Raw genomic sequence first — 24,518 nt, forward strand, 5'->3', positions numbered from 1 at the left:
GCAGATCAATTCCGCTGCACCAGCAGCCACACCATCAGTGCGGCGACCAGCCCGCCCGCCCCCATGGCCAGCGACACCGGCAGCAGCCCGCTGCCGGCCGCGAACATGGCGCCGGCCAGGACCGGGCCGATGGCCGATCCGCCGCGCCCCACCCCGATGACGAAGCCGATGCCGCCGGCCCGCAGATGGGCGGGGAAGGTGGCCCCCATGATCGGGTACAGGCCCACCACCCCGGCATTGATGCAGAAGGCGGCCACCGCCACCACCAGCGACAGGGTCCCCAGCCCCGACAGGCCGGACCCAAACAGGGCGATGGCAAAGAAGCCCGCCACCATCGATCCCATCACCAGCGGCCGCAGGGGCAGTTTCTGCGATGCCAGCCCGATCAGCACCGCGCTGGTCAGCGACCCGATATTGGCCGCCACCAGCACGCGGCTGGCCTCGGCCGGGCTATGGCCCATATCGACGATGATCTTGGGCACCCATTTCTGCACGAAATAGAACAGCATGATCTGCGCGAAATAGGCGACGGTCAGCAGCAGCGTGACCCGCGCCTGTCCGCCCTTGAACAAGGACAGCGGCGACGGTTTCACTGCCCCGGCAACCGGCTCGGGCAATGCCGCCAGCGGATCGCGGCCCAGGTGCCCCAGGGTACGGTTGACGCGGGCCAAGGCATTGGCGGGCCGCCGGGCGATCAGGCTTTCGATGGATTCCGGCAGGAAGAACCAGAGCAGCGGCAGGATGGCCAGCGTCGCCGCCGCACCGAACAGGAACACGCTGCGCCAGTCGCCCGTGTGCTCCAGCAGGGCCGCCGCCACCAGTCCGCCCAGGATGGCGCCGGCCGAATATCCGGCGATGTTCAGCACCATGTTCAGGCTGCGGCGCCGGGCATTGGAGAATTCGGCCACCATGGCACTGGTGGCGGAGATCATGCCGCCGATGCCCAGCCCCGTGGCCAGCCTGGTCGCCGACAGGAACGTGACATCCTGCGCCGTCGCCGACAGCCCCATGCCCGTCACCATCAGGGCCAGGCAGGCCAGGATGGTGGGCCGCCGTCCGATGCGGTCGGCCAGATTGCCGATCAGCACCGATCCCAACGCCATGCCCAGCAGTTCCATGGACAGGACGACGCCCAGCACCCCCCGGTCGATCCCCCATTCCGTCGCGATGCCGGGGGCGGCGAAGCTGATGGACAGCACGTCGAACCCGTCCAGCGCATTCAGCGCGATGCACAGGGCCACGACCACCCATTGCCGCCAATGCATGGGGGTGGTGTCCAGCATGCCATCCGTCCCCTCGGTCGTTACGGTCGCCATGGCGCGAGTCCCTTTCGCCTCAACGGGCTGTGAAGCCGCCATCCACGGGCAGGGCCACGCCGGTAACGAAGCTGGCCTCGTCCGACACCAGCCACAGCACGGCGTCCGCCACCTCGCCCGGCTTGACCAGTCGTCCCATTGGCACGGCCCCCACCACCTTGGCCTCGTTCGCCGCCGCTTCGGCCGGGTCGCCGTTACGGCCGGTGAAACCGATCTTCATGGGCGTGTCGGCAAGGCCAGGGCAGACGACATTGACGCGGATATTGTCGGCGGCCAGGGCCAGGGCCAGCGACTTAGTCAGGCCCACCACGGCCCATTTGGCGGCCGAATAGATCGGGCTCATCATCGATCCGACCAGTCCGGAGATCGACGAGGTGAAGACGATGGCCCCGCCGCCGCGCGCCCGCATATGCGCCGCCACCTGTCCCGCCCCCAGCGTGGCCGAGGTCACGTTCAGGTCGATGGCCTTCTGGTAGGCGGCAAGGTCCAGATTCTCCACCGATGCCGGGCCCGGCATGCCGGCATGGGCCCACAAGATGTCGGCTCCGCCAAGGGCCGCCACGGCCTGGTCGATGCTGTTCCGCGCACCGTCCGGTGTGGACAGGTCGGCGACAATGGGCACCACCTTGTCGGCACCAAAATCGGCGACCAACTGGTCCAGGGCGGCGGGGCTGATATCGATGGCGGCGACGCGCGCCCCTTCGCGCACGAACCGTTCCACACCGGCCCGGCCCATGCCGGATGCGGCGGCGGTGACGATGGCGAGTTTGCCCTTCAGGCGCATTTGTTCTCTCCCTTAATTCGCGAACGGGTCGGCGAAGCGCCCGGTCGTCGAGATGATCGTGGTGCGGGTCTCCAGGTAGCTGTCCAGCGCCTCGATCCCGTTCTCGCGGCCCCAGCCGCTGGTCTTCATGCCGCCATAGGGGGTGGACCAGCGGATATAGCGATAGGTGTTGACCCAGACGATGCCGGCCTCGACCCGGTTGGCGACGCGATGCGCGCGGCCGGTGTCGGATGTCCACAGCCCGGCCGCCAGCCCATAGGGCGTGCCGTTGGCGATGGATACGGCCTCGTCCTCGCCGTCGAACGGGATGATGGCGGCGACGGGACCGAAGATCTCCTCCTGCGCGATGCGCATGGTCGGCGCCACGCCGGCGAAGACCGTGGGTTCCACGAAATAGCCGCCGGCCAGACCGGGGCTGGTCAGGCGCGACCCGCCGGTCACCAGTTCCGCCCCCTCCTGTCGGCCGATATCGACATAGGACAGGGTCTTGTCCAGCTGCTGCTGGTGGGCCTGTGGACCCATATGGGTGGCGGGGTCCAGCGGCATGCCCACCCGCACGCGGCTCGCCCGCTCGCGGAACGCCTCGACCACGCGGTCATAGACTGGCCGTTCCACCAGGATGCGCGATCCCAGGGCACAGGACTGGCCGCACAGCGCCCAGGCCGAACCCGTGGCGGCGTTCAGTGCCTGTTCGACATCGGCATCGGCGAAGATGATGTGCGGGGCCTTGCCGCCCAATTCAAAACTGAAGCGCTTCAGCGTGTCGGCACCGGTCTTCAGGATAGTCTTGGCGGTTGCCCCCTCACCCGTGAAGGCGATCTTGTCGACGCCGGGATGGGCCACCAGATGCGCGCCCGCCACCGGCCCGTCGCCCGGCACGACATTGACTACACCCGGCGGGAACCCCGCCGCCTCGAACAGGCGGGCCAGGGCCAGGGAGGAGGCCGGGGTCTGCTCCGCCGGCTTCAGCACCACGGTGCATCCCGCCGCCAGGGCGGGCCCCAGTTTCCACGCCGCCGCCATCAGCGGCACGTTCCAGGGTGTGATGGTGCCGACCACGCCGACGGGCAGGCGGCTGGTGAAGGCATGGACGCTGTCATCCATGGGGATGGTGCGGCCCGACAGCTTGTCGGCCAGCGAGGCGAACCAATGATAATACTGGGAGTGCAGCCCGATATCGCCGCGCGATTCCCGGATGGCGCGGCCATTGTCCTGGCTTTCGATCCGGGCCAGCGCCTCGACCTGCGTGGCATACAGGTCGGCGAAGCGGCGCAGGATGGCGGCACGCTCCCAGCCCGGCATGCGGCGCCACGGCCCATCGAACGCCGCGCGGGCCGCAGCCACGGCACGGTCGATATCCGCCTTGCCGCCATAGGCGACATCGCCCCAAGGCTGGCCCGTGGCGGGATCGATGCTGCCGCGCACCCCCCCATCCAGCGGCGCCACCCATTCACCATTGATGAACAGCCGGTCGAACCGGAAATCGTCCAGCATCGTCTCCACCCGTAATTTCTGTCCGTCCACGCACAAGGAACGATCACCGCAGGGTACGCAAAAGAAGGACCCGCCGGCATCGCCGCCGGTGGGTCGAAACGGGGTAATGCGGGTAAGCCGGTTCCGGTGGGGACTCAGCCCGCGGCCCCCTGCCGGAAGCGGCCAGGCGAACAGCCGACGCGGCTGGTGAAGAAGCGGTTGAAATAGGCGGGGTCGCCGAAGCCCAGTTCGAACGCCACCTCTGCCACGCCCAGGTCGCTATAGAGCAGGCTGCGCTTGGCTTCGGCCAGCAGCCTTTCATGCAGCAGGTCGATGGGCGGGTGACCGGTCACGGCGATGCAGGCTGCGCGCAGCCGTGCGGCCGTCACCCCCAACGCATCGGCGAATTGTGCAACGCCCCAGCCTTCGCGGTAATGTTCCTCAATCAGGTCGCGGTAGCGGGCGACCAGGGCGGCACGCGGGCCGCGCGCCGCCGCTCCGCCGCCCACCGATAGCCGCGCCGACCGCCAGGCATGGACCAGCAGGGCCATCAATGCTGCTTCCACCAGCAACGCCTTGCCCACGCGCCCGCCCGACATCTCCGCCTCCAGCAGTCCGGCCAGGCGCAGGCAGTCGGCCCCATCCTCCCCCAACTGCACGGCGGCCGGGCGGTCGAACAGCTCTGCCAGCCCCGGCTCCCGCCTTGCCAGTCCGCGCAGCAGCGGGTCGACGAAGGTGACGACATGGCCCTGGCTTTCGGCATCCCAGTCGAACCCGTGCACCTCCCCCGCCGGGATCAGCAGCAGGCAAGGTGCCTTGAAGGCCTGCCGTTCGCCGCCGGCCAGCAAGGCCCCGCCACCGACGCCGATGACGAAGACATGGTTCAGGTCGGCATGGGCATGCGGCTGGATCTGCCAGCCGCTGGGCTGGCTGCGCCGCTCCAGGGTTTCGGCATGGATGAAATGTTCATCCGCCTTGGTCTCCGCCTCCCCGTACAGGAAGAAGCGGGGCACGGGATTTCTGGCTTTCCGGATCATGCGGTGCAGCATGGCAGGGAGCGATGAAAAATCCAAGTTTTTGATGGATGCGTGTCCTGTGCCAATGGTTCACCGGGGCTATCATCACGCCAACAGCCAATAAATCATTGGGAGGATGATCGTGATGCGCACACAGGTCGCCATCATCGGTGCCGGACCCGCCGGATTGCTGCTGGCCCACCTTTTGTACAAGGCGGGCGTGGAATGCGTGATCCTGGAACGGCGTGACCGCGCCTATGTCGAAAGCCGCATCCGCGCCGGCATCCTGGAGCAGGTGACGGTCGATCTGCTGCGCCAGGTGGGGGTGCATGACCGCATGGACCGCGAGGGCCTGCCGCATGAAGGCTTCGCCCTGTCCACCGATGGCGACAATACCCGTATCGATATGAAGGCGCTGACCGGCAAATCCGTCATGGTCTATGGCCAGACGGAGGTGACGCGCGACCTGATCGACGCTGCCATCCGCCGCGACATCCCGCTGCTGTTCGATGCGCAGGATGTCACCCTGCATGACATCACCGGCGCCCGGCCGCACGTCACCTTCCGGCATGACGGCATCGACCATATCCTGGAATGCGACTTCATCGCCGGCTGTGACGGGTTCCACGGCGTGGCGCGGGCCAGCATTCCCGCCGATGTGTTGCGCACCTTTGAACGGGTCTATCCGTTCGGCTGGCTGGGCGTGCTGGCCGACGTGCCGCCCTGTGATCATGAACTGATCTATGCCAGCCATGAGCGTGGTTTCGCCCTGGCCTCCATGCGCTCCAACACCCGCTCGCGCTATTATGTGCAGGTGGCGAACACGGAGAAGGTGGAGGATTGGTCGGACGAGCGGTTCTGGGACGAACTGTGCCTGCGCCTGGGCGGTGATGTGGCCCCCCGTGTCACACGCGGCCCGTCGATTGAAAAATCCATCGCACCCTTGCGCAGCTTCGTGGCCGAACCGATGCGCCATGGCAACCTGTTCCTGGCTGGCGATGCGGCCCATATCGTGCCCCCGACGGGAGCCAAGGGCCTGAACCTGGCCGCCACCGATGTCGCCTATCTGGCTGATGGGCTGGCCGATCACTATCGGGGCAACAGCGTCGGGATTGACGCCTATTCCGCCCGTGCCCTGGCCCGGGTGTGGAAGGCCGAACGTTTCTCCTGGTGGTTCACCAGTCTGATGCACCGGTTCCCGGAGACCGACGCCTTCGGCCGGCGCATGCAGATTGCCGAGCTGGGCTATCTGCGCGGTTCCCACGCCGCCCAGCAGTCGCTGGCCGAGAATTACGTGGGCCTGCCGCTGCACTGAGACCTGACCTGCTACTGTCCATGGAACGGAACAAAATGGCTGGAAAGATTTATGCCGACGCCAGGTCGGCGCTGGATGGTCTGCTGTTCGACGGCATGACCATCATGTCGGGCGGCTTCGGCCTGTCCGGCAATCCGGAAAACCTGATCCCCGCCATCAGGCAAGCGGGCGTCAAGGGCCTGACCATCATCTCCAACAATTGCGGGGCCGATGGTTTCGGCCTCTGGCAATTGCTGAACAATGGCCAGATCCGGAAGATGATCAGTTCCTATGTCGGGGAGAACAAGCTGTTCGAACAGCTGTACATCTCCGGCCAGTTGGAGCTGGAACTGAACCCGCAGGGGACCTTGGCCGAGCGTATCCGCGCCGGCGGGGCCGGCATCCCCGCCTTCTACACCGCGACCGGTGTCGGCACCGTCGTGTCGGAAGGCAAGGTGGTGGAGGAGTTCGAGGGCAAGCGCTATGTGCGCGAAACCTGGTTGCGTTCCGACCTGTCGATCGTCAAGGCCTGGAAGGCCGATACCGAAGGCAACCTGATCTATCGCAAGACGGCGCGTAACTTCAACCCCGTGATGGCAACCGCCGGCAAGGTGACAGTGGCGGAGGTGGAAGAGATCGTGCCCGTGGGCAGCTTCGATCCCGACCATGTCCATACGCCCGGCATCTATGTCGACCGCGTCATCCAGGGTGCGGCCTATGCCAAGCTGATCGAAAAGCGCACCACCCGGCCGCGTCCGGCCGCCAGCCAGGAGGTCTGATCCCATGCCCTGGACCCGTGATGAAATGGCCGCCCGCGCGGCGCGTGAGCTGCGCGACGGCTTCTATGTGAACCTGGGCATCGGCATCCCGACCCTGGTCGCCAACTACATCCCCGACGGCATGCAGGTCATCTTGCAGTCGGAGAATGGCATGCTGGGCATCGGCCCCTTCCCGTTCGAGGGGGAGGAGGATGCCGACCTGATCAATGCCGGCAAGCAGACCATCACCGAACTGCCGACCTCATCCTACTTCAGCAGCGCTGACAGCTTCGCCATGATCCGCGGCGGCCATATCGACCTCACCGTGCTGGGGGCGATGCAGGTGGCCGGTAATGGCGATCTGGCCAACTGGACCATTCCCGGCAAGATGGTGAAGGGCATGGGCGGGGCCATGGACCTCGTGGCCGGCGTCAGGAAGGTCGTGGTGGTCATGGAGCACCAGGACAAGGGCGGCGGGTCAAAGCTGCTGCCCGAATGCACCTTGCCGCTGACCGGCGCTGGCGTGGTGGACATGGTCATCACCGACCTGGGTGTTTTCACCATCGACAAGGATGGCGATGGCGGCATGGCCCTGATCGAACTGGCCCCCGGCATCAGTGTGGAACAGATCACGGCGGCCACAGGCGCCCCCTTCCGGGTGGAGATCGCAGCATGAGCCACGCCTATATCTGCGATGGCATCCGCAGCCCCATCGGCCGCTTCGGCGGCGCGCTCTCCCGCCTGCGGCCCGACGACATGGCCGCCCAGGTGATCCAGGCCCTGCTGGCACGCCATCCCGGCCTGGACCCGGCGGTCATTGAGGAAGTGTTCCTGGGCTGCGCCAATCAGGCAGGCGAGGATAACCGCAACGTTGCCCGCATGGCGGCTCTGCTGGCGGGCCTGCCGGTGTCCGTGCCGGGTACCACCATCAACCGGCTGTGCGCATCCGGTGCCGATGCCGTGGGCACCGCGGCCCGCGCCATCAATGCCGGTGCCCTGGATCTGGTCATCGCCGGTGGGGTGGAAAGCATGACCCGCGCGCCCTTGGTCATGGGCAAGGCTGAAAGCGCTTTCCAGCGCAGCGCCCAGATCGAGGATACGACCATCGGCTGGCGCTTCATCAACAAGGCGATGAAGGAACGTTACGGTACCGATAGCATGCCGGAAACGGCTGAGAATGTGGCGGTCGAACACCGGGTTTCCCGCCAGGACCAGGACGCCTTCGCCCTGTCCAGCCAGGTGCGTACCGCCAAGGCGCAGGCCAACGGTTATTTCGATGACGAAATTACCCCCGTCACCGTGCTGGACATCAAGGGCAGGCCGACTGTGGTGACGGTGGATGAGCATCCCCGCGCCGACACGACGGCTGAGGCGCTGGCCAAGCTGAAGCCCGTGGTCCGGGCCGGCGGCAGCGTGACGGCGGGCAACGCCAGCGGCGTCAATGACGGCGCGGTCGCCCTGCTGATTGCTTCGGAGTCCGCAGTAAAAACCCATGGGTTGAGCCCGCGTGGTCGCATCCTGGGCATGGCGACGGCGGGCGTGGAACCGCGCGTCATGGGCATCGGCCCGGTGCCGGCGAGCGCCAAGCTGATGGAAAAGCTGGGCTTGTCCATCGGTGATTTCGACCTGATCGAATTGAACGAGGCCTTCGCCTCGCAGGTGATCGCCAGCCTGCGGGCCCTGGGTGCCGATCCGATGGCCAATCATGTGAACCCGCATGGTGGTGCCATCGCGCTGGGTCACCCGCTGGGCGCTTCCGGCGCCCGGCTGGCCCTGACGGCGCTGCGCGGTCTGGAACAACGGGGCGGCAAGCGTGCCCTGGTCACCATGTGCATCGGTGTCGGCCAGGGCTTGGCGCTGGCCGTGGAACGGGTTTGAGGGAGGAAGCATCCATGACATTGATCCTGCCCTATAACCGGGAGGAGGAGGGCGCGCATCCGGCCCTGCTGTCCCCCGACTACAAATCGACCGTGAAACGGTCGCCGCATCAACCATTGATCCGCATTCCGCAGACCCTGACGGAACTGACGGGTCCGGCCGGCCGCTGGGACCGGCTGATGGGTCCCGCCGTCGCCGATCTGACGAAGGTCGGCAAGGGGGAGGCCATCGGCCAGCGCATCGTGGTTTCCGGCCGCGTGCTGGATGAGGATGGGCGGCCTGTGCCCAACACCATCGTGGAGGTCTGGCAGGCCAACGCCGCCGGTCGCTATATCCATAAGAAGGATCAATGGAACGCGCCGCTGGACCCCAACTTCACCGGGTCGGGCCGCGTCATCACCGATGACCAGGGGCGATATCGCTTCCTGACCATCACGCCCGGCGCCTATCCCTGGGGCAACCATTATAACGCCTGGCGCCCGGCCCATATCCATTTCTCCCTGCTGGGACCGGCCTTTGCCACACGGCTGGTGACGCAGATGTATTTCCCCGGCGATCCGTTGATCCCGTTGGACCCGATCGCCAACGCCGTGCCGGCCCACGCCTTGCCGCGCATGATCAGCCGCTTCGATATCGAAACGACGCAGGAAGCCTTTGCGCTGTCCTTCATCTTCGACATCGTGCTGCGCGGCCGCGATGCCACGCCGATGGAGGATTGATCGATGAGCGGACAAACCCCCTGGCAGACGGTCGGCCCGTTCTTCCACTATGCCCTGCCCTGGAAGGGCGGCGCCGATCTGGTGGAAGGCAAGGGCGATGCCGGTGCCCGCATGGACCTGCTGCCCGAAGGCCATTACACGCTGAACCCCAACGACCAGCCGCGCGGCGTGGCCCGGGGTGAGGTGGTCATCATCACCGGCACCATCTTCGACGGTGATGGCGTGCCCATCCCCGATGCTTTCGTGGAATTGTGGCAGGCCAACGCCGCCGGCCGCTATGACAGCCCCGACGATGGACGGGCAGAGGTGGCCCTGGACCCTGAATTCATCGGCTTCGGCCGTGCGGCGACCAGTGCCGACGGCGTCTTCACCATCCGCACGGTCAAGCCCGGCCGCGTGCCCGGCCCCGGCAACAGCCTTCAGGCACCGCACATCGCCATCTCCGTGATGGCGCGCGGCGTGATCAAGCGCATGGTCAGCCGCATCTATTTCGCAGACGACCCGTCGAACGGGGAGGATACGATCCTGGATCTGGTCCCCGCTACCCGTCGTGCCACCCTGCTGGCCGTGCCGGAGGGGGGTGGGCGCTACCGCTTCGACATCCGCTTGCAGGGCGAGGGGGAGACGGTGTTCTTCGACGTGTAACCCCATGTTCTTGATCCTTTTTCGTCATCCCGGTGACAAGCCGGGACCCAGGGGACAAATGCCCGACCTTTCAGCAGCTTTGGTCCAAGCAGCGTTGAGGTCTGATCCTGTTTCCCCTGGGTCCCGGCTTTCGCCGGGATGACGAAAGGGGGTAAGCTGCTGACATTCCATCACATGGTTACCGCATGACCTCCCTCTTCACCCCCCTGTTCCAGACGCAAGCCATGGCGGCCCTGTTCTCCGATCAGGCTGTGCTGTCCGCCATGCTGCGGGTGGAGGTGGGGTTGGCCCGCGCGCAGGCCCGTGTCGGCATGGTACCGCCCGCCGCCTTGCCGGCGATCGAAGCGGCCTGCAACCCTGGCCACTATGACATCGCGGAACTGGGCCGGGCCACGGCCCTGGCCGGCAATCCGGCCATCCCGCTGGTCAAGGCGCTGACCGCCAAGGTCGCGGCGGCCGATCGAGCCGCCGCCCGCCATGTCCATCGCGGCGCCACCAGCCAGGATATTATCGATACCGGCTTGGTGCTGCGCGCCCGTGATGGGGTCGGGCTGTTGCTGGCCGACCTGGACCGGTCGATCCACGCCCTGGCCGGCCTGGCCCGCACCCATGCCACCACCCCCATGGCTGGCCGCACCCTGTTGCAACAGGCGCTGCCCATCAGTTTCGGGCTGAAGGCTGCCGGCTGGCTGTCGCTGCTGCTGCGTGTCCGGTCAAGGCTGAAGGCCGCCGGACAAGCGGCGGCCGCGCTGCAGTTCGGTGGCGCTGCCGGCACCCTGGCCAGCCAGGGCGGCCAGGGTCTGGACGTGGCAGTGGCATTGGCCGATGAATTGTCGCTGACCCTGCCCGACATGCCGTGGCACAGTCAGCGCGACCGTATCGCCGATCTGGGTGCCGCCTTGGGCCTGCTGGCCGGCGCGTTGGGCAAGATCGCCCGCGACATCGCCCATCTGATGTCCAGCGAGGTGGCGGAAGCGTTCGAGCCGGCGGCTGCCGGCAAGGGCGGATCGTCGGCCATGCCGCATAAGCGCAATCCGGTGGGCACCACCATCGCCCTGTCGGCCGCCGCCCGCGCGCCGGGGCTGGTGGCCACGCTGCTGTCGGCCATGGTGCAGGAGCATGAACGCGGTGTCGGCGGCTGGCATGCCGAATGGCCGGTCCTGGCGGAACTGTTCCTGCTGGCGTCCGGTTCGGCGGCGCATATGGCCGATACCCTGTCGGGCCTGGAACTGGACCCGTCCGCCATGCGCGCCAACCTGGACCTGACCCATGGGCTGATGATGGCCGAACCCGTGACCCAGGCCCTGGCGGAGGCATCGGGCCGGCATGATGCGGCCGGGATCGTGGAGGCGACCTGCAAGCGGGCCGTCACCGCCGGCCACAGTTTGCAGGAAGCACTGTCCGCCGATCCGGCCGTGACCGCGCACCTGTCGGATGAACGGTTGGCGGACCTGATGCGGCCGGAAAATTACCTGGGATCGGCGGCGGAATTCGTGGCCCGCGTGCTGGCCAGCTATGAACGGGAGCGTGTGTGATGACAGATTTTGTGACCCTGGCCGACGGATGCCGCCTGCATTGGCGCTTCGACGGGCATGAGCGGGCCCCCGTCCTGCTGCTGTCCAACTCTCTGGGCACTAATCTGGACATGTGGGCGCCGCAGATGCAGGTGCTTTCCCAGCAATTCCGCGTCTTGCGCTATGACAGCCGTGGCCATGGCGCATCCGATGCCCCGGCCGGCCCCTATAGCATCGAGCAACTGGGCCGCGACGTGCTGGGTCTGATCGATGCGCTGGGCCTGGGCACGGTGCGCTTCGCCGGCCTGTCCAAGGGCGGGATGGTGGGGCAATGGCTGGGGGCCAATGCGCCCGACCGGCTGTCGCATCTGGTCCTGTGCAACACGGCGGCGGAGATGGCACCCCGGGAGCCCTGGGACGCCCGCATCGCTCTGGTCAGGGCGCAAGGCGTGGCCAGCATCGTCGATGCGGTGGTGGAACGCTGGTTCACCGAACCGTTCCGCAAGGCCCATCCGGAGGCCATCGCCCCCATCGCCGCCATGCTGCGCGCCACCAGCGCCGAAGGCTATGCCGCCTGCTGTGCCGCCGTGCGCGACATGGACCAGCGCGCCCTGCTGTCCCGCATCACTGTCCCCACCCTGGTCGTCGGTGGCACCCAGGATCCGGCCACGCCCATCGCCAAGAGCCATGAGCTGGCCAATGGCATTCCCGGTGCCAGGCTGGTGGAGCTGGACGCCGCGCATTTGTCGAATGTGGAACAGGCGGATGCCTTTACCGCCGCCCTGCTGACCTTCCTGAAGGATTGAGATCATGGATGAAGCTGCGCGCAAGGACCTGGGCTTCACGGCCCGCCGCGCCGTCCTGGGCGACGTGCATGTCGACCGCGCCATCGCCAATACCACCGATTTCACGGCCGAGTTCCAGGACCTGATCACCCGCTATGCCTGGGGGGAGATCTGGACCCGGCCCGGCATCGACCACGCGACCCGCCGCCTGATGGTGCTGTCCACGATGATCGCGCTGAACCGGGAGGAGGAGTTCATGATGCATGTCCGTGCCGCCATCACCCATGGCGTCTCGCGTGACCTGATCAAGGAAGTGATCCTGCAGGCCGCCATCTATTGCGGCGTGCCGGCCGCCAACAGCGCGTTTCACGCCGCATCGCGCGTCTTCAAGGAACTGGACGGCGTTTAGGGTCCAACCATCCCGCACAGCGTCATGCTATGGTGGCCGCCTTTCAACCGCTGGGAACCGAAAGGACGGATCATGGCCACGCCGAAGAACACCATCTGCATCTGGTACGACAAGGATGCCGAGGAAGCGGCCCGGTTCTATGCGGAGCTTTTTCCCGACAGCGTGGTGACCGGCGTCCACCGCGCTCCCAGCGATTACCCCTCCGGCAAGGCGGGCGACGTGCTGACGGTCGATTTCACCGTGGCCGGCATCCCCTGCATGGGCCTGAATGGCGGGCCGGCCTTCAAGCATACGGAAGCCTTCTCTTTCCAGATCGCGACCGACGATCAGGAGGAGACCGACCGCTACTGGAACGCCATCGTCGGCAATGGCGGCCGGGAAAGCGCCTGCGGCTGGTGCAAGGATAAATGGGGCATCAACTGGCAGATCACCCCGCGCGCGCTGACGGCGGCGATGGCGGCCGGCGGCGATGAGGCCAGGCGGGCGTTCGAGGCGATGATGCAGATGACGAAGATCGATGTCGCCAGGATCGAGGCGGCCCGGCGCGGTTGATGGATCGGCGAAGTTTGCCGGCAAGAGGGCTGGCGCATCACACCGTTAGGAATTTCCGCACCTCCGTCTCCACCAGCCCGGCCTTGTCGCCCGCCATCACCACCTCGCCCCTGTCCATGACGGCATAAAGGTCGGCCAGGTCACGGGCGAACTCGAAATATTGTTCGACCAGCAGGATGGCCATGTCGCCCCGGTCGCGCAGCCAGCAGATGGCGCGGCCGATATCCTTGATGATGCTGGGCTGAATACCCTCCGTCGGCTCATCCAGCAACAGAAGGCGCGGGCGGGTGACCAGGGCGCGGCCGATGGCCAGCTGTTGCTGCTGTCCGCCCGACAGGTCGCCGCCGCGCCGCGACAGCATGGATTTCAGCACGGGGAACAGCTCGAATATCTCGTCCGGGATAAAGCGCTGCCGCCGGGGCAGGGGGGCGAAGCCGGTCTCCAGATTCTCCTTCACCGTCAGCAGCGGGAAAATCTCCCGCCCCTGCGGCACATAGGCGATGCCGCGCCGCGCCCGGTCTTCGGTGGAGAGTTTGGAGATATCCGCCCCTTCCCAGGTGATGGAGCCGCCGCTGATCGGGCGATGGCCGATGATGGCGCGCAGCGTGGAGGATTTGCCCACGCCGTTGCGGCCCATCAGGCAAGTGACCTTGCCCGGCTGTGCCAGGACACTGACGCCACGCAGGGCTTGCGCTGCACCATAATGCAGGTTGATGTCATTGACGTTCAGCATGTCTCACCGCCCCAGATAGACTTCAATGACGCGTGGATCGGCGCTGACATGGTCCAGCGACCCGTCGGACAGGACGGACCCTTCATGCAGCACCGTGACCTTCACATCCAGGTCGCGCACGAAGGTCATGTCATGCTCGACAACCACGACGGAGCGGGTCTGTGCGATCTCCCGCAGCAGCCGGGCCGTTTCCGCCGTCTCCGCGTCGGTCATTCCCGCCACCGGCTCATCCACCAGCAGCAGCTTGGGTTCCTGGGCCAGCAGCATGCCGATCTCCAGCCATTGTTTCTGCCCATGGCTCAGGGAGCCTGCCAGCACATGCCGCCGGCCCGACAGGCGGATGGTGTCGAGGATGGCCAGAACACGCTCATCATCGGCCCCATCGCGGTGGAACAGGGTGGCGAATGGTCCGCGCGGGGCGGCCAGTGCCAGGTCGATATTGTCCCAGACCGTATGGCCTTCGAACACGGTCGGCTTCTGGAACTTGCGTCCGATGCCCAGCGTCGCGATCCCCGCCTCGTCCATCTGGGTCAGGTCGGTGTCGCCATCGAACAGGATCGTGCCCCGGTCGGGCCTGGTCTTGCCGGTGATGACATCCATCATGGTGGTCTTGCCGGCACCGTTGGGGCCGATGATGGCCCGCATTTCGCCGGGCATGATGATCAGCGACAGGTTGTTCAGCGCCCGGAACCCGTCAAAGCTGACGCAAACGCCGTCCAGGTAAAGCTGGGTGTGCTGCGGATCGGGTTTGGACATCATTGTCCCTCCGGCAATGGCTGGGTGGTGATGGCCGCCGCCTGTTTTTCCCGCCGCCGGGACATGTAGCCGGTCCACAGGCCCACAATGCCGCGCGGCAGGAACAGGGTGACGGCGATGAACAGGCCGCCCAGGGCGAACAGCCAGATCTCCGGCAGGGCGCCGGTCAGGATGGTCTTGCCGAAATTGACCAGCACCGCCCCGATCACCGGCCCGATCAGCGTGCCGCGGCCGCCGACCGCCACCCAGATCACCGCCTCGATGGAATTGGCGGGACTGAACTCACCGGGATTGATGATGCCGACCTGCGGCACATACAAGGCGCCGGCCACGCCCGCCATGCAGGCCGACGTGACGAAGACCAGCAGCTTGTACTGTTCGACGCGGTAGCCCAGGAACCGTGTGCGGCTTTCCGAGTCACGGATGGAGACCAGGACCCGTCCCAGCTTGGACCGCACGATCCAGCGGCACAGCACGAAGCCCAGGGCAAGCGCCACGGCCGACGCCGCGAACAGGGCGCTGCGCGTGCCGTCGGCCTGTACCGACGCCCCCAGAATATCCTTGAAATCCGTCAGGCCGTTATTGCCACCGAACCCCATATCGTTACGGAAGAACGCCAGCAGCAGCGCGAAGGTCATGGCCTGGGTGATGATCGACAGATAGACGCCCGTGACGCGTGACCGGAACGCCAGCCAGCCTAGCAACCCCGCCAACAGGCCGGGCACCAGCAGCACCATCAGGGCCGCAAACCAGAACTGGTCGAAGCCCAGCCAGTACCAGGGCAGTTCCGGCCAGTTCAGGAACACCATGAAATCCGGCAGGATCGGGTGACCATAGGTGCCGCGCGGACCGATCTGGCGCATCAGATACATGCCCATGGCATATCCGCCCAGCGCGAAGAAGGCGCCATGGCCCAGGGACAGGATGCCGCAATAGCCCCAGACCAGATCGACCGACAGGGCCAGCAGCGCATAGCACAGATACTTGCCCATCAGCGCCACGACATGCGGGGGCACATGGAACGCGCTGTCCGCCGGCACGATCAGGTTCAACACCGGGATCAGCACGGCCAGGCCCAGCGTGATGGCGCCGAAGGCCAGACCCGCCCGATCCAGGCGTCGCAACAGGTAACCGCCTTTCATGGCGTCCCCCTCAATGTTCGATGGCACGGCCCTTCAGGGCGAAAAGGCCCCGGGGACGTGCCTGGATGAACAGGATGATGCCAACCAGCACCAGGATCTTGCCCAGCACTGCACCTGCCAGCGGTTCCAGCAGCTTGTTGACGATGCCCAGCGACAGGGCGCCAACCAGGGTGCCCCACAGATTGCCGACGCCACCGAAGATCACGATCATGAAACTGTCGATGATATAGCCCTGGCCCAGATTGGGGCTGACATTGTCGATCTGCGACAGCGCCACCCCCGCCAGCCCGGCAATGCCGGAACCTAAACCGAAGGTCAGGGCATCCACCCGCGCGGTGCGGATGCCCATGGCCCGCGCCATGGACCGGTTCTGCGTCACTGCCCGCATCTGCAGCCCCAGCTTCGTGCGGCGCAGCAGCAGCATCAGGGCCGCGAACACGACCAACCCGAACAGGAAGATCCACATGCGGCCATAGGTGATGGTGACCTCCCCCACGTGAAAGGCGCCAGCCATCCAGGCGGGATTGCCCACCTCCATATTGGTTGGGCCGAAGATCGACCGCACCGCCTGTTGCAGCACCAGCGACAGGCCCCAGGTGGCCAGCAGCGTTTCCAGCGGCCGGCCATAGAGCCAGCGGATGATGCCGCGTTCGACCAGTATGCCGACCCCACCCGCGACGATGAAGGCCAGCGGCAAGGCGATCAGCAGCGACCAGTCGAACAGGCCCGGCATATGGGTGCGGATCACATCCTGCACGACATAGGTGGTGTAGGCGCCCAGCATCACCATTTCGCCATGCGCCATGTTGATGACACCCATCACCCCGAACGTCACCGCCAGCCCGATGGCGGCCAGCAGCAGCACCGACCCCAGCGACAGGCCATAGACGATGTTCTGCACGGCCGCCGCCCAGGCCAGCTTGTTGTCGATCAGGCGTACCGCCTCCGTGGCCGCCGCCGCCACGGCCGCATCATCGTTGCCGACCTGCGGGGTCAGCAGGGCCAACGCCGTCTGTCCGCCACGATCGGCGATGGTGGCGATGGCCGCCTGCTTGTCCGCCGACGGCAGGCTGTCATCGGACAACAGGATGGCGGCACGGGCCTGCTCCATGGTCCGGCGGACCCTGGCATCCTGTTCTACGGCCAGGGCCGCATCGAGAAGAGGAAGAGCCGTGGCGTCGCGGCTGATGAAAACGGCATCGGCCGCCGTCTGGCGCACGGCGGCATCCGGGCTGCGCAGCGTCAGCGCCCCCAGGGCGGCCCCGATGCTACGGCGCAGGCGGTTATTGACCCGGATCAGGTCGAGATTGCTGGCAGGCTCAGCCCCCAGTGCGTTCCCTGTCAGCGGGTCGGTCAGCGCGATGCTGTCGCCATCCTCCCGCCCGATCACCACCTTGTCATCGGCCAGCCGCCGGTACAGCGCCCCGCCCTCCAGCGCCTTCAGCGCCGGGACGATGGCGGGGTCACCCGTTTCCGTCAGTGCCGTCAGCGCCTGTTCCTTGGCCGCGTAATCATCGGTGGCCAGCGCATCGATCAGGGGACCCGTCGCCTGCGCCCAGACCAGCGGCGTGACCAGCAGGGACAGCAGCAACAGCAGCATTCGCATGGGAGCGGCCTTTCGGGGGCGGGGGGAGGCACAAGGTGTCAGAGCCAGGAGAGCACTCCTTCGTCATCCCGGCTTTCGCCGGGATGACGAAGAGAGAAGGATCAAATGACCCGCCTTACTTCGCCCCGCACTTGCCCGTGGCGGTGTTGAAATTGCCGCACGACAACGGCTTGCGCCAATCGGCGATCAGGTCCTTGCTGTCGGGCAGATAGTCGGACCATTCGTCGCCCGCCACCAGGCCCGGCGTCTTCCACACCGTTTCGAACTGCCCGTCGGCCTGTACCTCGCCGATCAGGACGGGCTTGGTGATGTGGTGGTTGGGCAGCATGGCGGAGTAGCCGCCCGACAGGTTGGGCACGGCCACGCCGACCATGGCGTCGATCACCTTGTCGGGATCGACGGAACCTGCCTTCTCCACCGCCTGCACCCACATGTTGAAGCCGATGAAATGCGCTTCCATCGGGTCATTGGTGACGCGCTTGGGGTTCTTGGTGAAGGTCTGCCACTTTTTGATGAAGTCGGTATTGATCGGCGTCTTCACGCTCTGGAAATAGTTCCAGGCCGCCAGATGGCCCTGCAGCGGCTTGGTGTCGATGCCGGCCAGTTCCTCCTCACCCACCGAAAAGGCGATGACGGGGATGTCGGTGGCCTTGATGCCCTGGTTGGCCAGTTCCTTATAGAAGGGGACGTTGGCGTCGCCATTGATGGTGGACACCACGGCCGTCTTCTTGCCGGCCCCACCGAACTTCTTGATATCCTTCACGATCGACTGCCAGTCGGCGTGACCGAACGGCGTGTAGTTGATCATGATGTCTTCCGCCTTCACGCCCTTGGCCTTCAGATAGGCTTCCAGGATCTTGTTTGTGGTGCGCGGATAGACATAGTCGGTGCCGGCCAGGACCCAGCGCTGCACCCCTTCACCGATCAGGTAATCCACCGCCGGCACGGCCTGCTGGTTGGGGGCGGCACCGGTATAGAAGACGTTGCGGCTGCTCTCCTCCCCCTCATACTGCACGGGGTAGAACAGGATGCCGTTCAACTCCTCAAACACCGGTAGCACCGACTTGCGCGACACCGAGGTCCAGCAGCCGAAGGTGGCCGACACCTTCTGCACGGCCAGCAGCTCCCGCGCCTTTTCGGCGAACAGCGGCCAGTTGCTGGCGGGATCGACCACCACCGGTTCCAGCTTGCGGCCCAGGACGCCGCCCTTCTTGTTCTGCTCTTCGATCAGCATCAGCATGACGTCCTTCAAGGTCGTCTCGCTGATCGCCATCGTGCCCGACAGCGAATGCAGGATGCCGACCTTGATCGGCGGCTTGTCCGCGGCCAGCGCCACCCCGGCAGTGCCCAGCATCAGGGCGGCACCGGTGATGGACAGGACGGCGGAACGCAGGAATTGACGACGCGACATGGGGTTATCTCCCGTCAGCAGAAATGGTTTTGGGGAAAGGGTGCGCGTGCCGACACCGTTAGAACTGCAATTGCAGCCCCACCGTGAACCGGTCGCGGTCGGCACCGGGGCCGCTGTCCACAACGGAATATTCGGCGCTGATGCGGGCGGAATGGCCCTTGATCACGTAGTTCACGCCGACATCATACTGCTTGATGTCAATGGCGACGGCGTCCGGATCGAAGGTCTGATAGCGGGCAAAGGGCTGGAACTGGCCCATGCCCACCTTGCCGGGCACCAGATAGGCGGCACCCAGCAGCCAGGCCTCCCCCGCCACGATGCCGCCGACATTGTCGGTGCCCGACGCACCGCCAAAACCGGGGGCGACATCGGCGACACCATCGGTGTCATAGGAATACCAGGCACCTTCCAGGGTGACGGTCCCGGCATCGCCCAGCTTCTTTTCAAACAGGGCGTCGATGCTGACCGCACCATAATCGCCGGGCCGCAGGGCAGTGCCCACGCCATCCTCCTGATACGCCCCGGCGATGGCCAGGGTCAGCACATCGGCCGACCCGTAATAGGTGCTGCTGGTGTAATAGGCGGGGTTATCCTCCACATCCAGGAAGTTGTAGGCCAACCGCCCGTTGAACAGCATGTTGTCGCCCTGGTTGCTGGCCCCAGCGATGCGGTTATGGCCCTTGAAGGCGCCAGCGGCATAGGTCAGGCGCTTGTCCAGCAGCTTGCCCCAGATGGTGGCGCCATCATCGCGACCCGCGAACTTGGCTGGGTATTGCGAGACCACACCGGGATAGGACCAGGCATTGATGTAGTACGGGCCGTCCAGGTTGGCGCGGTCGCTGGGCGGCAGCATGCGGCCGACCCAGATGTTGAATTCGTCGGAGAATTCGAACCGGGCATAGCCGTCCAGCAGCTTCAGGTTCCCGTCGCCATCGCGTTCGGTATTGAAGGTCGCCTTGATCGTGTCCGACAGGGAGCCGGAGACGAACACACGCACACTATCCAGGTTGAACTCGTTGGACCGGTCATTGCCGCTGGGTGCGGCGTCTTCGGCGCTGGTATAGGACCCGCGCATACCCAGTCCGATGGACAGCGACTGGCCGTCGCCGAAAGTCTGTGTGAAGCCGGCCAGCGCCGGGCTGGCGGACAGGCCGGCCACCAACAGCGCCAGGGCCGATCCCGTCATGCGCGCAGCCGCCGGCCGCGACGCCAATTTGCGTCCCATTATGAAGCACCCCTTGTTATTCGGAAAATTCCGTGGCCGGGCTTGTGGCGCCCATGGCCCTGTTTGTGGAAGGAAGGTTAATGTCTCGCAGATGCGAAAACGAATACGTCAGACGACGTATGTGTACACAGGCTCGACCGGACTAGGGTGCTGGGCATGGGGTGGAACAGGCTTGGGGAGGGCTTGGGGCTTTGATGGACATGTCCGCATGCTGAAATCGCTGCCCATCGTCCGCGTGCGGCGCCAGTATAACCGTTGGGTCTCCGACCAGACGGTGGAAGACTACGCCCTGCGTTTCACGGCCGACCGGGCCCGGCGCTGGTCGCCCTTCCGTGTGGCCAACACGGCCATGGGGGCGATCTCCTTCCTGGCGTGCGAGGCCATCGGCGCGTCCATCACGCTGGCCTATGGGTTCACCAATGCCATGGCGGCCATCGTCCTGGTCGCCATGCTGGTGCTGGCCACAGGCGTGCCCATCGCGTATTACGCCGCCAAGTTCGGCGTGGACATGGATCTGCTGACCCGCGGCGGTGGGTTCGGCTATATCGGGTCCACCTTCACCTCCCTGATCTATGCGGGCTTCACCTTCATCCTGCTGGCGCTGGAAGCGGCCATCATGTCGGAGGCGCTGACGCTTTGCCTGGGCATCCCGCTCTGGCTGTCGCACATGATCAGCGCCCTGATCGTGCTGCCCATCGCCATGCACGGGATCCGCAAGATCAGCTGGATGCAGGTCTGGACCCAGCCGGTCTGGCTGGTGCTGCAGCTGTCGCCGCTGGTCTTTGTCATGCTGGCAGCACCGGGGGAATTGTCGGGCTGGACCAGTCTGGCGGGGCTGCATGCGCCCGAGGGCGGTTTCTCCCTCCTGGCCTTCGGAATGGCGACATCGGTGCTGCTGTCGCTGCTGCCGCAGATCGGGGAGCAGGTGGATTACCTGCGCTTTCTGCCCGACCGCCGGCGTGCCGGCAAGGTCGGCTGGTGGAGTGCGATGCTGGTCGCGGGGCCGGGCTGGATATTCATCGGCGGGGCCAAGCTGGTGGCCGGCTCGCTGCTGGGCTATGCCGCCATGCAGGCCGGCATGAGTGCGCTGGACGCCGCCACGCCCACCTCCATGTACCGTATGGTGTTCGAACGGCTGGTGTCATCCCCCGGTCTGGCGCTGGCCCTGACGGGCATTTTCATCGTGGTCTGCCAGGCCAAGATCAATGTCACCAATGCCTATGCCGGCTCCATCGCCTGGTCGAACTTCTTCTCCCGCCTGACCCATTCCCATCCCGGCCGCGTCGTCTGGCTGGTGTTCAACGTCATGCTGGCGCTGATGCTGATGGAAATGGGCATCTTTGGGGTCATCGAAAGCATCCTGGGCATCTATGCCAACCTGGCCGTGGCCTGGGTAGGGGCGCTGACGGCCGACCTGCTGGTGAATAAGCGGCTGGGATGGAGCCCGCCCAGCATCGAATTCCGCCGTGCGCATCTCTATGACATCAACCCGGTCGGCGTCGGCGCCATGGCCCTGTCGCTGATCCTGTCGCTCTCGGCCTTCTTCGGGCTGCTGGGGGAACTGGCGCGGGCCTTTGCGCCGCTGATCGGGCTGATATCAGCTTTCGTTGCGGCCCCCGTCATCGCCTGGGCGACGAAGGGGCGTTATTACATCGCCCGACAGCCGGATGTGCTGCCCACCGAAGGCGGGCTGATCCGCTGTTCGGTGTGCGAGAACATGTTCGAGCCGCCGGACATGTCGCATTGCCCGGCCTATGGCGCGCCCATCTGCTCCCTGTGCTGTTCGCTGGAAACCCGCTGCCATGACCGATGCAAAGTGCGGGCGACGCTGGGTGAGCAACTGGCCGACATGGTGGGCAACCATCTGCCGGCAGCACTGCGCCACTGGCTGGGCAGTCGCATCGGGCGCTTTGCCGCCGTCATGGCGCTGCTGACAGCCGGCATGGCCATGCTGCTGGCGCTGATCGGCACGCAGTATGGGGCCATTCCCGGCGTGTCGAAGGAAACGGTGCGCACCACGCTGCAGATCGTCTTCGCATCGGCCCTGATCATCATGGGCCTGGCCGCCTGGGCCATCGTGCTGGCCCATGAAAGCCGGCATCTGGCGGAGGAGGAGAGCGAGCGCCGCATGACGCTGCTGCTCGACGAGATCGACGCGCACGAACAGACCGACGCCGCCCTGCAAAAGGCCAAGGAAGCGGCGGAATCCGCCAACATCGCCAAGACCCGTTTCATCGCCGGCCTTTCTCACGAGGTGCGCACGCCGCTGAATTCCATCAATGGCTATGCCCAGCTGCTGGAACGCGGCGGCCTGCGCCAGCCGGAGGATGCGGTGCGGGTGATCCGGCGCAGCGCGGAACATATCACCCGGCTGGTCGACGGCCTGATGGACATTTCCAAGATCGAGACTGGCACCGTCCAGATCAGCCGCGACATGGTCGACCTGCCGGCCTTTCTGGCGCAACTGGCCGACATGTTCCGGCCACAGGCGGCGGCCAAGGATGTGGGGTTCGACTATCAGCCCGATCCCACCCTGCCGCGCTTCGTCCTGACGGATGAGAAGCGGCTGGGCCAGATCCTCATGAACCTTCTGTCCAACGCCGTGAAATATACCGAGCGCGGGCAGGTGCGGTTCAGCGTGCGCCGCAGGGGGGAAACGGCGGAATTCGAGGTGACGGACACCGGCATCGGTGTGGCGCCGGAGGATCAGGAGCGCATCTTCCTGCCGTTCGACCGCGGCAACCTGCCCAGCCGCATGGATGTCATCCCCGGCACCGGCCTGGGCCTGACCATCACGCGGCTGCTGACCCATGTGCTGGGGGGCGAGCTGACCATGGATAGTCAGCCGGGTCGGGGCAGCAGTTTCAAGGTGCGCATGCTGTTGTCGGAGGTGCGGGCACCCGTGCAGGTCCGGCCTGCCCACCGCGTGCTGGGCTATCACGGCGACCACCGTACCATCCTGCTGTGCGATGATGATGCGCAGCACCTGTCCATGATGCGGCAGCTGCTGGAGCCGTTGGGCTTCAACCTGATCTTTGCTTCCAACGGAGCGGAATGCCTGGACCTGGCGCCGCGCCATAAGCCGGATCTGCTGATCCTGGATATCTCCATGCCCGGCTTGAATGGCTGGCAGGTGGCCCAGGCCCTGCGCGATGGCGGGATGCAGGATCTGCTGATCCTGCTGCTGTCGGCCGAGGCGCATGATCTGGCCGAACGCGGGCGTGGGGCCGACCAGCCGCATGATGATTTCCTGGTGAAACCGGTCGATATCGCCCAGTTGCTGGAGCGGCTGGAGGTGCTGCTGGACCTGGAATGGCGGCGTGAGGAGCCGGTAGTGGAGGGTGCGCAGACCGCCCCCTCCTTAGCGCCGGCGGAAATCGCGGCCTTGCTGAACCTGGCCAGGATCGGCCATGCGCGGGGGATTGAGGCGCGGTTGAGGGAGCTGCGCGGCGCCTATCCGGGGCATGGCGACTGGTTCGACCGGTTGACGCTGCTGGCCCAGGGGTTTGAATTCGACCGGCTGGCGGAGGTGCTGGGCGCTGCGGGAATGGTGGGGGCCGACAATGCGTGACGGGGGACAATCCGGCGACATGGTGCTGGTCGTCGATGACAATCGCGACGAGTTGAACATGCTGGTGGACGCGCTGGAACGCGCCGGCTTCACAGCACTGGCCGCCACCAGGGGGGAGGCGGCGCTGACCCTGCTGGAGCGGGTGATGCCGTCGCTGGTGGTGATGGATGCGGTGATGCCCGGCATGGACGGGTTCGACACCTGCCAGCAGATCAAGCGCGACGCCCGCACCACGCATCTGCCGGTGATCTTCATGACCGGCCTGACAGAGACGGCGCATGTGCTGCGCGGGCTGGAGGTTGGTGGCACCGACTATGTGACCAAGCCGGTCAATCTGGTCGAACTGCTGGCCCGCATCCGGGTGCATATCGCCACCGCACGGGCGGCACACGGGGCGCGGCTGGCGTTGGATGCGTCGGGCCGTCACCTGTTTGCCGTGAACCCCCAGGGCCATGTCCTCTGGTCCACGCCCCAGGCGGCCAGCCTGTTGGCTGGCGTTCTCGGAGAAGGTTCGGTGCCGCCGGAGCCTGTGCAGGCCCTGCTGCTGCGCGCCATGGCCGCAGGACCGGACAATGAGACGGCGGATGCCCTGGCTTCCGCCGCCGGGGTGGGGCCGGCCCGCTATCTGCTACAGACCGGGCCGGGGGAGTACCTGTTCCAGCTGACGGCCGCCGGTCCGTCGGGCGAGGATATCCTTCGTGCCCAGCTGGACCTGACCCTGCGCGAAGTGGAGGTGCTGCGCTGGCTGATTCATGGCAAGACCAACCGCGAGATCAGCGAGATCCTGGGTATCAGCCCGCGCACCGTGAACAAGCATCTGGAACGCATCTTCTCCAAGATGGGCGTGGAAAACCGCGCATCGGCGACCTCGCTGGCCATGCGGATCATGGCGGGGAAGGGGTGAGCGGGTCAGAAGCCACTGGCCAGCAGA

The 24,518-nt window shown here is 66.0% G+C and carries 22 protein-coding genes; 12 read left to right on the plus strand and 10 right to left on the minus strand.

The genetic code is table 11. The features are described 5' to 3' along the window. Positions 1-5: 5 nt before the first annotated feature. The 4 genes from AC1Q7F_RS24630 to AC1Q7F_RS24645 all read right to left on the minus strand — a co-directional run bounded on the left by AC1Q7F_RS24630 (position 6) and on the right by AC1Q7F_RS24645 (position 4,586). Positions 6-1,316, minus strand: a complete 1,311-nt coding sequence (locus AC1Q7F_RS24630; RefSeq protein WP_492511190.1) for an MFS transporter — start codon at positions 1,314-1,316, stop codon at positions 6-8. A 19-nt stretch (positions 1,317-1,335) separates the two neighbouring features. After that, positions 1,336-2,100 carry an SDR family NAD(P)-dependent oxidoreductase gene (locus AC1Q7F_RS24635; protein WP_492511191.1) on the minus strand — a complete coding sequence of 255 codons (765 nt, stop codon included), beginning with the start codon at positions 2,098-2,100 and terminating at the stop codon, positions 1,336-1,338. A gap of 12 nt (positions 2,101-2,112) precedes the next feature. Then, positions 2,113-3,594, minus strand: a complete 1,482-nt coding sequence (locus AC1Q7F_RS24640; RefSeq protein WP_492511192.1) for an aldehyde dehydrogenase — start codon at positions 3,592-3,594, stop codon at positions 2,113-2,115. A gap of 134 nt (positions 3,595-3,728) precedes the next feature. Next, a complete protein-coding gene (locus AC1Q7F_RS24645) occupies positions 3,729-4,586 on the minus strand; it encodes a helix-turn-helix domain-containing protein (RefSeq protein WP_492511193.1) in 858 nt (285 codons plus the stop codon). Positions 4,587-4,734: 148 nt separating this feature from the next. On the opposite strand from AC1Q7F_RS24645, the gene pobA reads away from it, so the two are divergent. From pobA to AC1Q7F_RS24695, 10 genes are all read left to right on the plus strand, one after another. Beyond that, the gene (pobA, locus tag AC1Q7F_RS24650) at positions 4,735-5,904 is read left to right on the plus strand and encodes a 4-hydroxybenzoate 3-monooxygenase (protein ID WP_492511194.1); all 1,170 of its coding nucleotides are present in this window, start codon (positions 4,735-4,737) and stop codon (positions 5,902-5,904) included. Between the two features lie 35 nt (positions 5,905-5,939). Further along, positions 5,940-6,662, plus strand: coding sequence for a CoA transferase subunit A (locus AC1Q7F_RS24655; protein ID WP_492511195.1), 723 nt, complete (start codon positions 5,940-5,942; stop codon positions 6,660-6,662). A 4-nt stretch (positions 6,663-6,666) separates the two neighbouring features. After that, entirely contained in the window at positions 6,667-7,317 is a 651-nt protein-coding gene (locus AC1Q7F_RS24660) for a 3-oxoacid CoA-transferase subunit B (RefSeq protein WP_492511196.1), read from the plus strand. Then, positions 7,314-8,519: a 3-oxoadipyl-CoA thiolase gene (gene pcaF / locus AC1Q7F_RS24665; RefSeq protein ID WP_492511197.1), complete on the plus strand. Its 1,206-nt coding sequence runs from the start codon at positions 7,314-7,316 to the stop codon at positions 8,517-8,519. The genes AC1Q7F_RS24660 and pcaF overlap by 4 nt, the downstream gene beginning before the upstream one ends. Before the next feature lie 14 nt (positions 8,520-8,533). After that, positions 8,534-9,238 carry a protocatechuate 3,4-dioxygenase subunit beta gene (gene pcaH, locus AC1Q7F_RS24670; RefSeq protein ID WP_492511198.1) on the plus strand — a complete coding sequence of 235 codons (705 nt, stop codon included), beginning with the start codon at positions 8,534-8,536 and terminating at the stop codon, positions 9,236-9,238. Positions 9,239-9,241: 3 nt separating this feature from the next. Beyond that, positions 9,242-9,883 carry a protocatechuate 3,4-dioxygenase subunit alpha gene (gene pcaG / locus AC1Q7F_RS24675; RefSeq protein WP_492511199.1) on the plus strand — a complete coding sequence of 214 codons (642 nt, stop codon included), beginning with the start codon at positions 9,242-9,244 and terminating at the stop codon, positions 9,881-9,883. Between the two features lie 185 nt (positions 9,884-10,068). Next, positions 10,069-11,418, plus strand: coding sequence for a 3-carboxy-cis,cis-muconate cycloisomerase (pcaB, locus tag AC1Q7F_RS24680; protein WP_492511200.1), 1,350 nt, complete (start codon positions 10,069-10,071; stop codon positions 11,416-11,418). Then, positions 11,418-12,203 carry a 3-oxoadipate enol-lactonase gene (pcaD, locus tag AC1Q7F_RS24685; RefSeq protein WP_492511201.1) on the plus strand — a complete coding sequence of 262 codons (786 nt, stop codon included), beginning with the start codon at positions 11,418-11,420 and terminating at the stop codon, positions 12,201-12,203. The genes pcaB and pcaD overlap by 1 nt, the downstream gene beginning before the upstream one ends. A 4-nt stretch (positions 12,204-12,207) precedes the next feature. Further along, positions 12,208-12,591, plus strand: coding sequence for a 4-carboxymuconolactone decarboxylase (pcaC, locus tag AC1Q7F_RS24690; RefSeq protein ID WP_492511202.1), 384 nt, complete (start codon positions 12,208-12,210; stop codon positions 12,589-12,591). Positions 12,592-12,663: 72 nt separating this feature from the next. Beyond that, positions 12,664-13,143 carry a VOC family protein gene (locus AC1Q7F_RS24695; protein ID WP_492511203.1) on the plus strand — a complete coding sequence of 160 codons (480 nt, stop codon included), beginning with the start codon at positions 12,664-12,666 and terminating at the stop codon, positions 13,141-13,143. Positions 13,144-13,180: 37 nt separating this feature from the next. Here AC1Q7F_RS24695 and urtE read toward each other — a convergent pair whose 3' ends face one another. The 6 genes from urtE to AC1Q7F_RS24725 all read right to left on the minus strand — a co-directional run bounded on the left by urtE (position 13,181) and on the right by AC1Q7F_RS24725 (position 20,016). After that, on the minus strand, positions 13,181-13,876 hold the full coding sequence (urtE, locus tag AC1Q7F_RS24700) for an urea ABC transporter ATP-binding subunit UrtE (RefSeq protein WP_492511204.1): 696 nt from the start codon (positions 13,874-13,876) through the stop codon (positions 13,181-13,183). 3 nt (positions 13,877-13,879) lie between these two features. Beyond that, positions 13,880-14,632 (minus strand): urea ABC transporter ATP-binding protein UrtD, encoded by a 753-nt coding sequence (urtD, locus tag AC1Q7F_RS24705; protein ID WP_492511205.1) that lies wholly within the window; start codon positions 14,630-14,632, stop codon positions 13,880-13,882. Next, positions 14,632-15,774, minus strand: a complete 1,143-nt coding sequence (gene urtC, locus AC1Q7F_RS24710; protein WP_492511206.1) for an urea ABC transporter permease subunit UrtC — start codon at positions 15,772-15,774, stop codon at positions 14,632-14,634. The genes urtD and urtC overlap by 1 nt, the downstream gene beginning before the upstream one ends. 10 nt (positions 15,775-15,784) lie before the next feature. Further along, on the minus strand, positions 15,785-17,380 hold the full coding sequence (gene urtB, locus AC1Q7F_RS24715) for an urea ABC transporter permease subunit UrtB (RefSeq protein WP_492511207.1): 1,596 nt from the start codon (positions 17,378-17,380) through the stop codon (positions 15,785-15,787). 115 nt (positions 17,381-17,495) lie between these two features. Then, entirely contained in the window at positions 17,496-18,734 is a 1,239-nt protein-coding gene (gene urtA / locus AC1Q7F_RS24720) for an urea ABC transporter substrate-binding protein (RefSeq protein WP_492511324.1), read from the minus strand. 115 nt (positions 18,735-18,849) lie between these two features. Next, positions 18,850-20,016 (minus strand): hypothetical protein, encoded by a 1,167-nt coding sequence (locus AC1Q7F_RS24725; protein ID WP_492511208.1) that lies wholly within the window; start codon positions 20,014-20,016, stop codon positions 18,850-18,852. A 208-nt stretch (positions 20,017-20,224) separates the two neighbouring features. Here AC1Q7F_RS24725 and AC1Q7F_RS24730 point away from each other — a divergent pair, with 208 nt between their 5' ends. Both AC1Q7F_RS24730 and AC1Q7F_RS24735 read left to right on the plus strand, forming a co-directional pair. Next, positions 20,225-23,587, plus strand: a complete 3,363-nt coding sequence (locus AC1Q7F_RS24730; protein ID WP_492511209.1) for a hybrid sensor histidine kinase/response regulator — start codon at positions 20,225-20,227, stop codon at positions 23,585-23,587. After that, the gene (locus AC1Q7F_RS24735) at positions 23,580-24,491 is read left to right on the plus strand and encodes a response regulator (protein ID WP_492511210.1); all 912 of its coding nucleotides are present in this window, start codon (positions 23,580-23,582) and stop codon (positions 24,489-24,491) included. Before AC1Q7F_RS24730 ends, AC1Q7F_RS24735 begins: the two co-directional genes overlap by 8 nt. The last annotated feature ends 27 nt before the right edge of the window (positions 24,492-24,518 follow it).

Source organism: Niveispirillum sp. GW835-FHT14G11, from assembly GCF_058793615.1.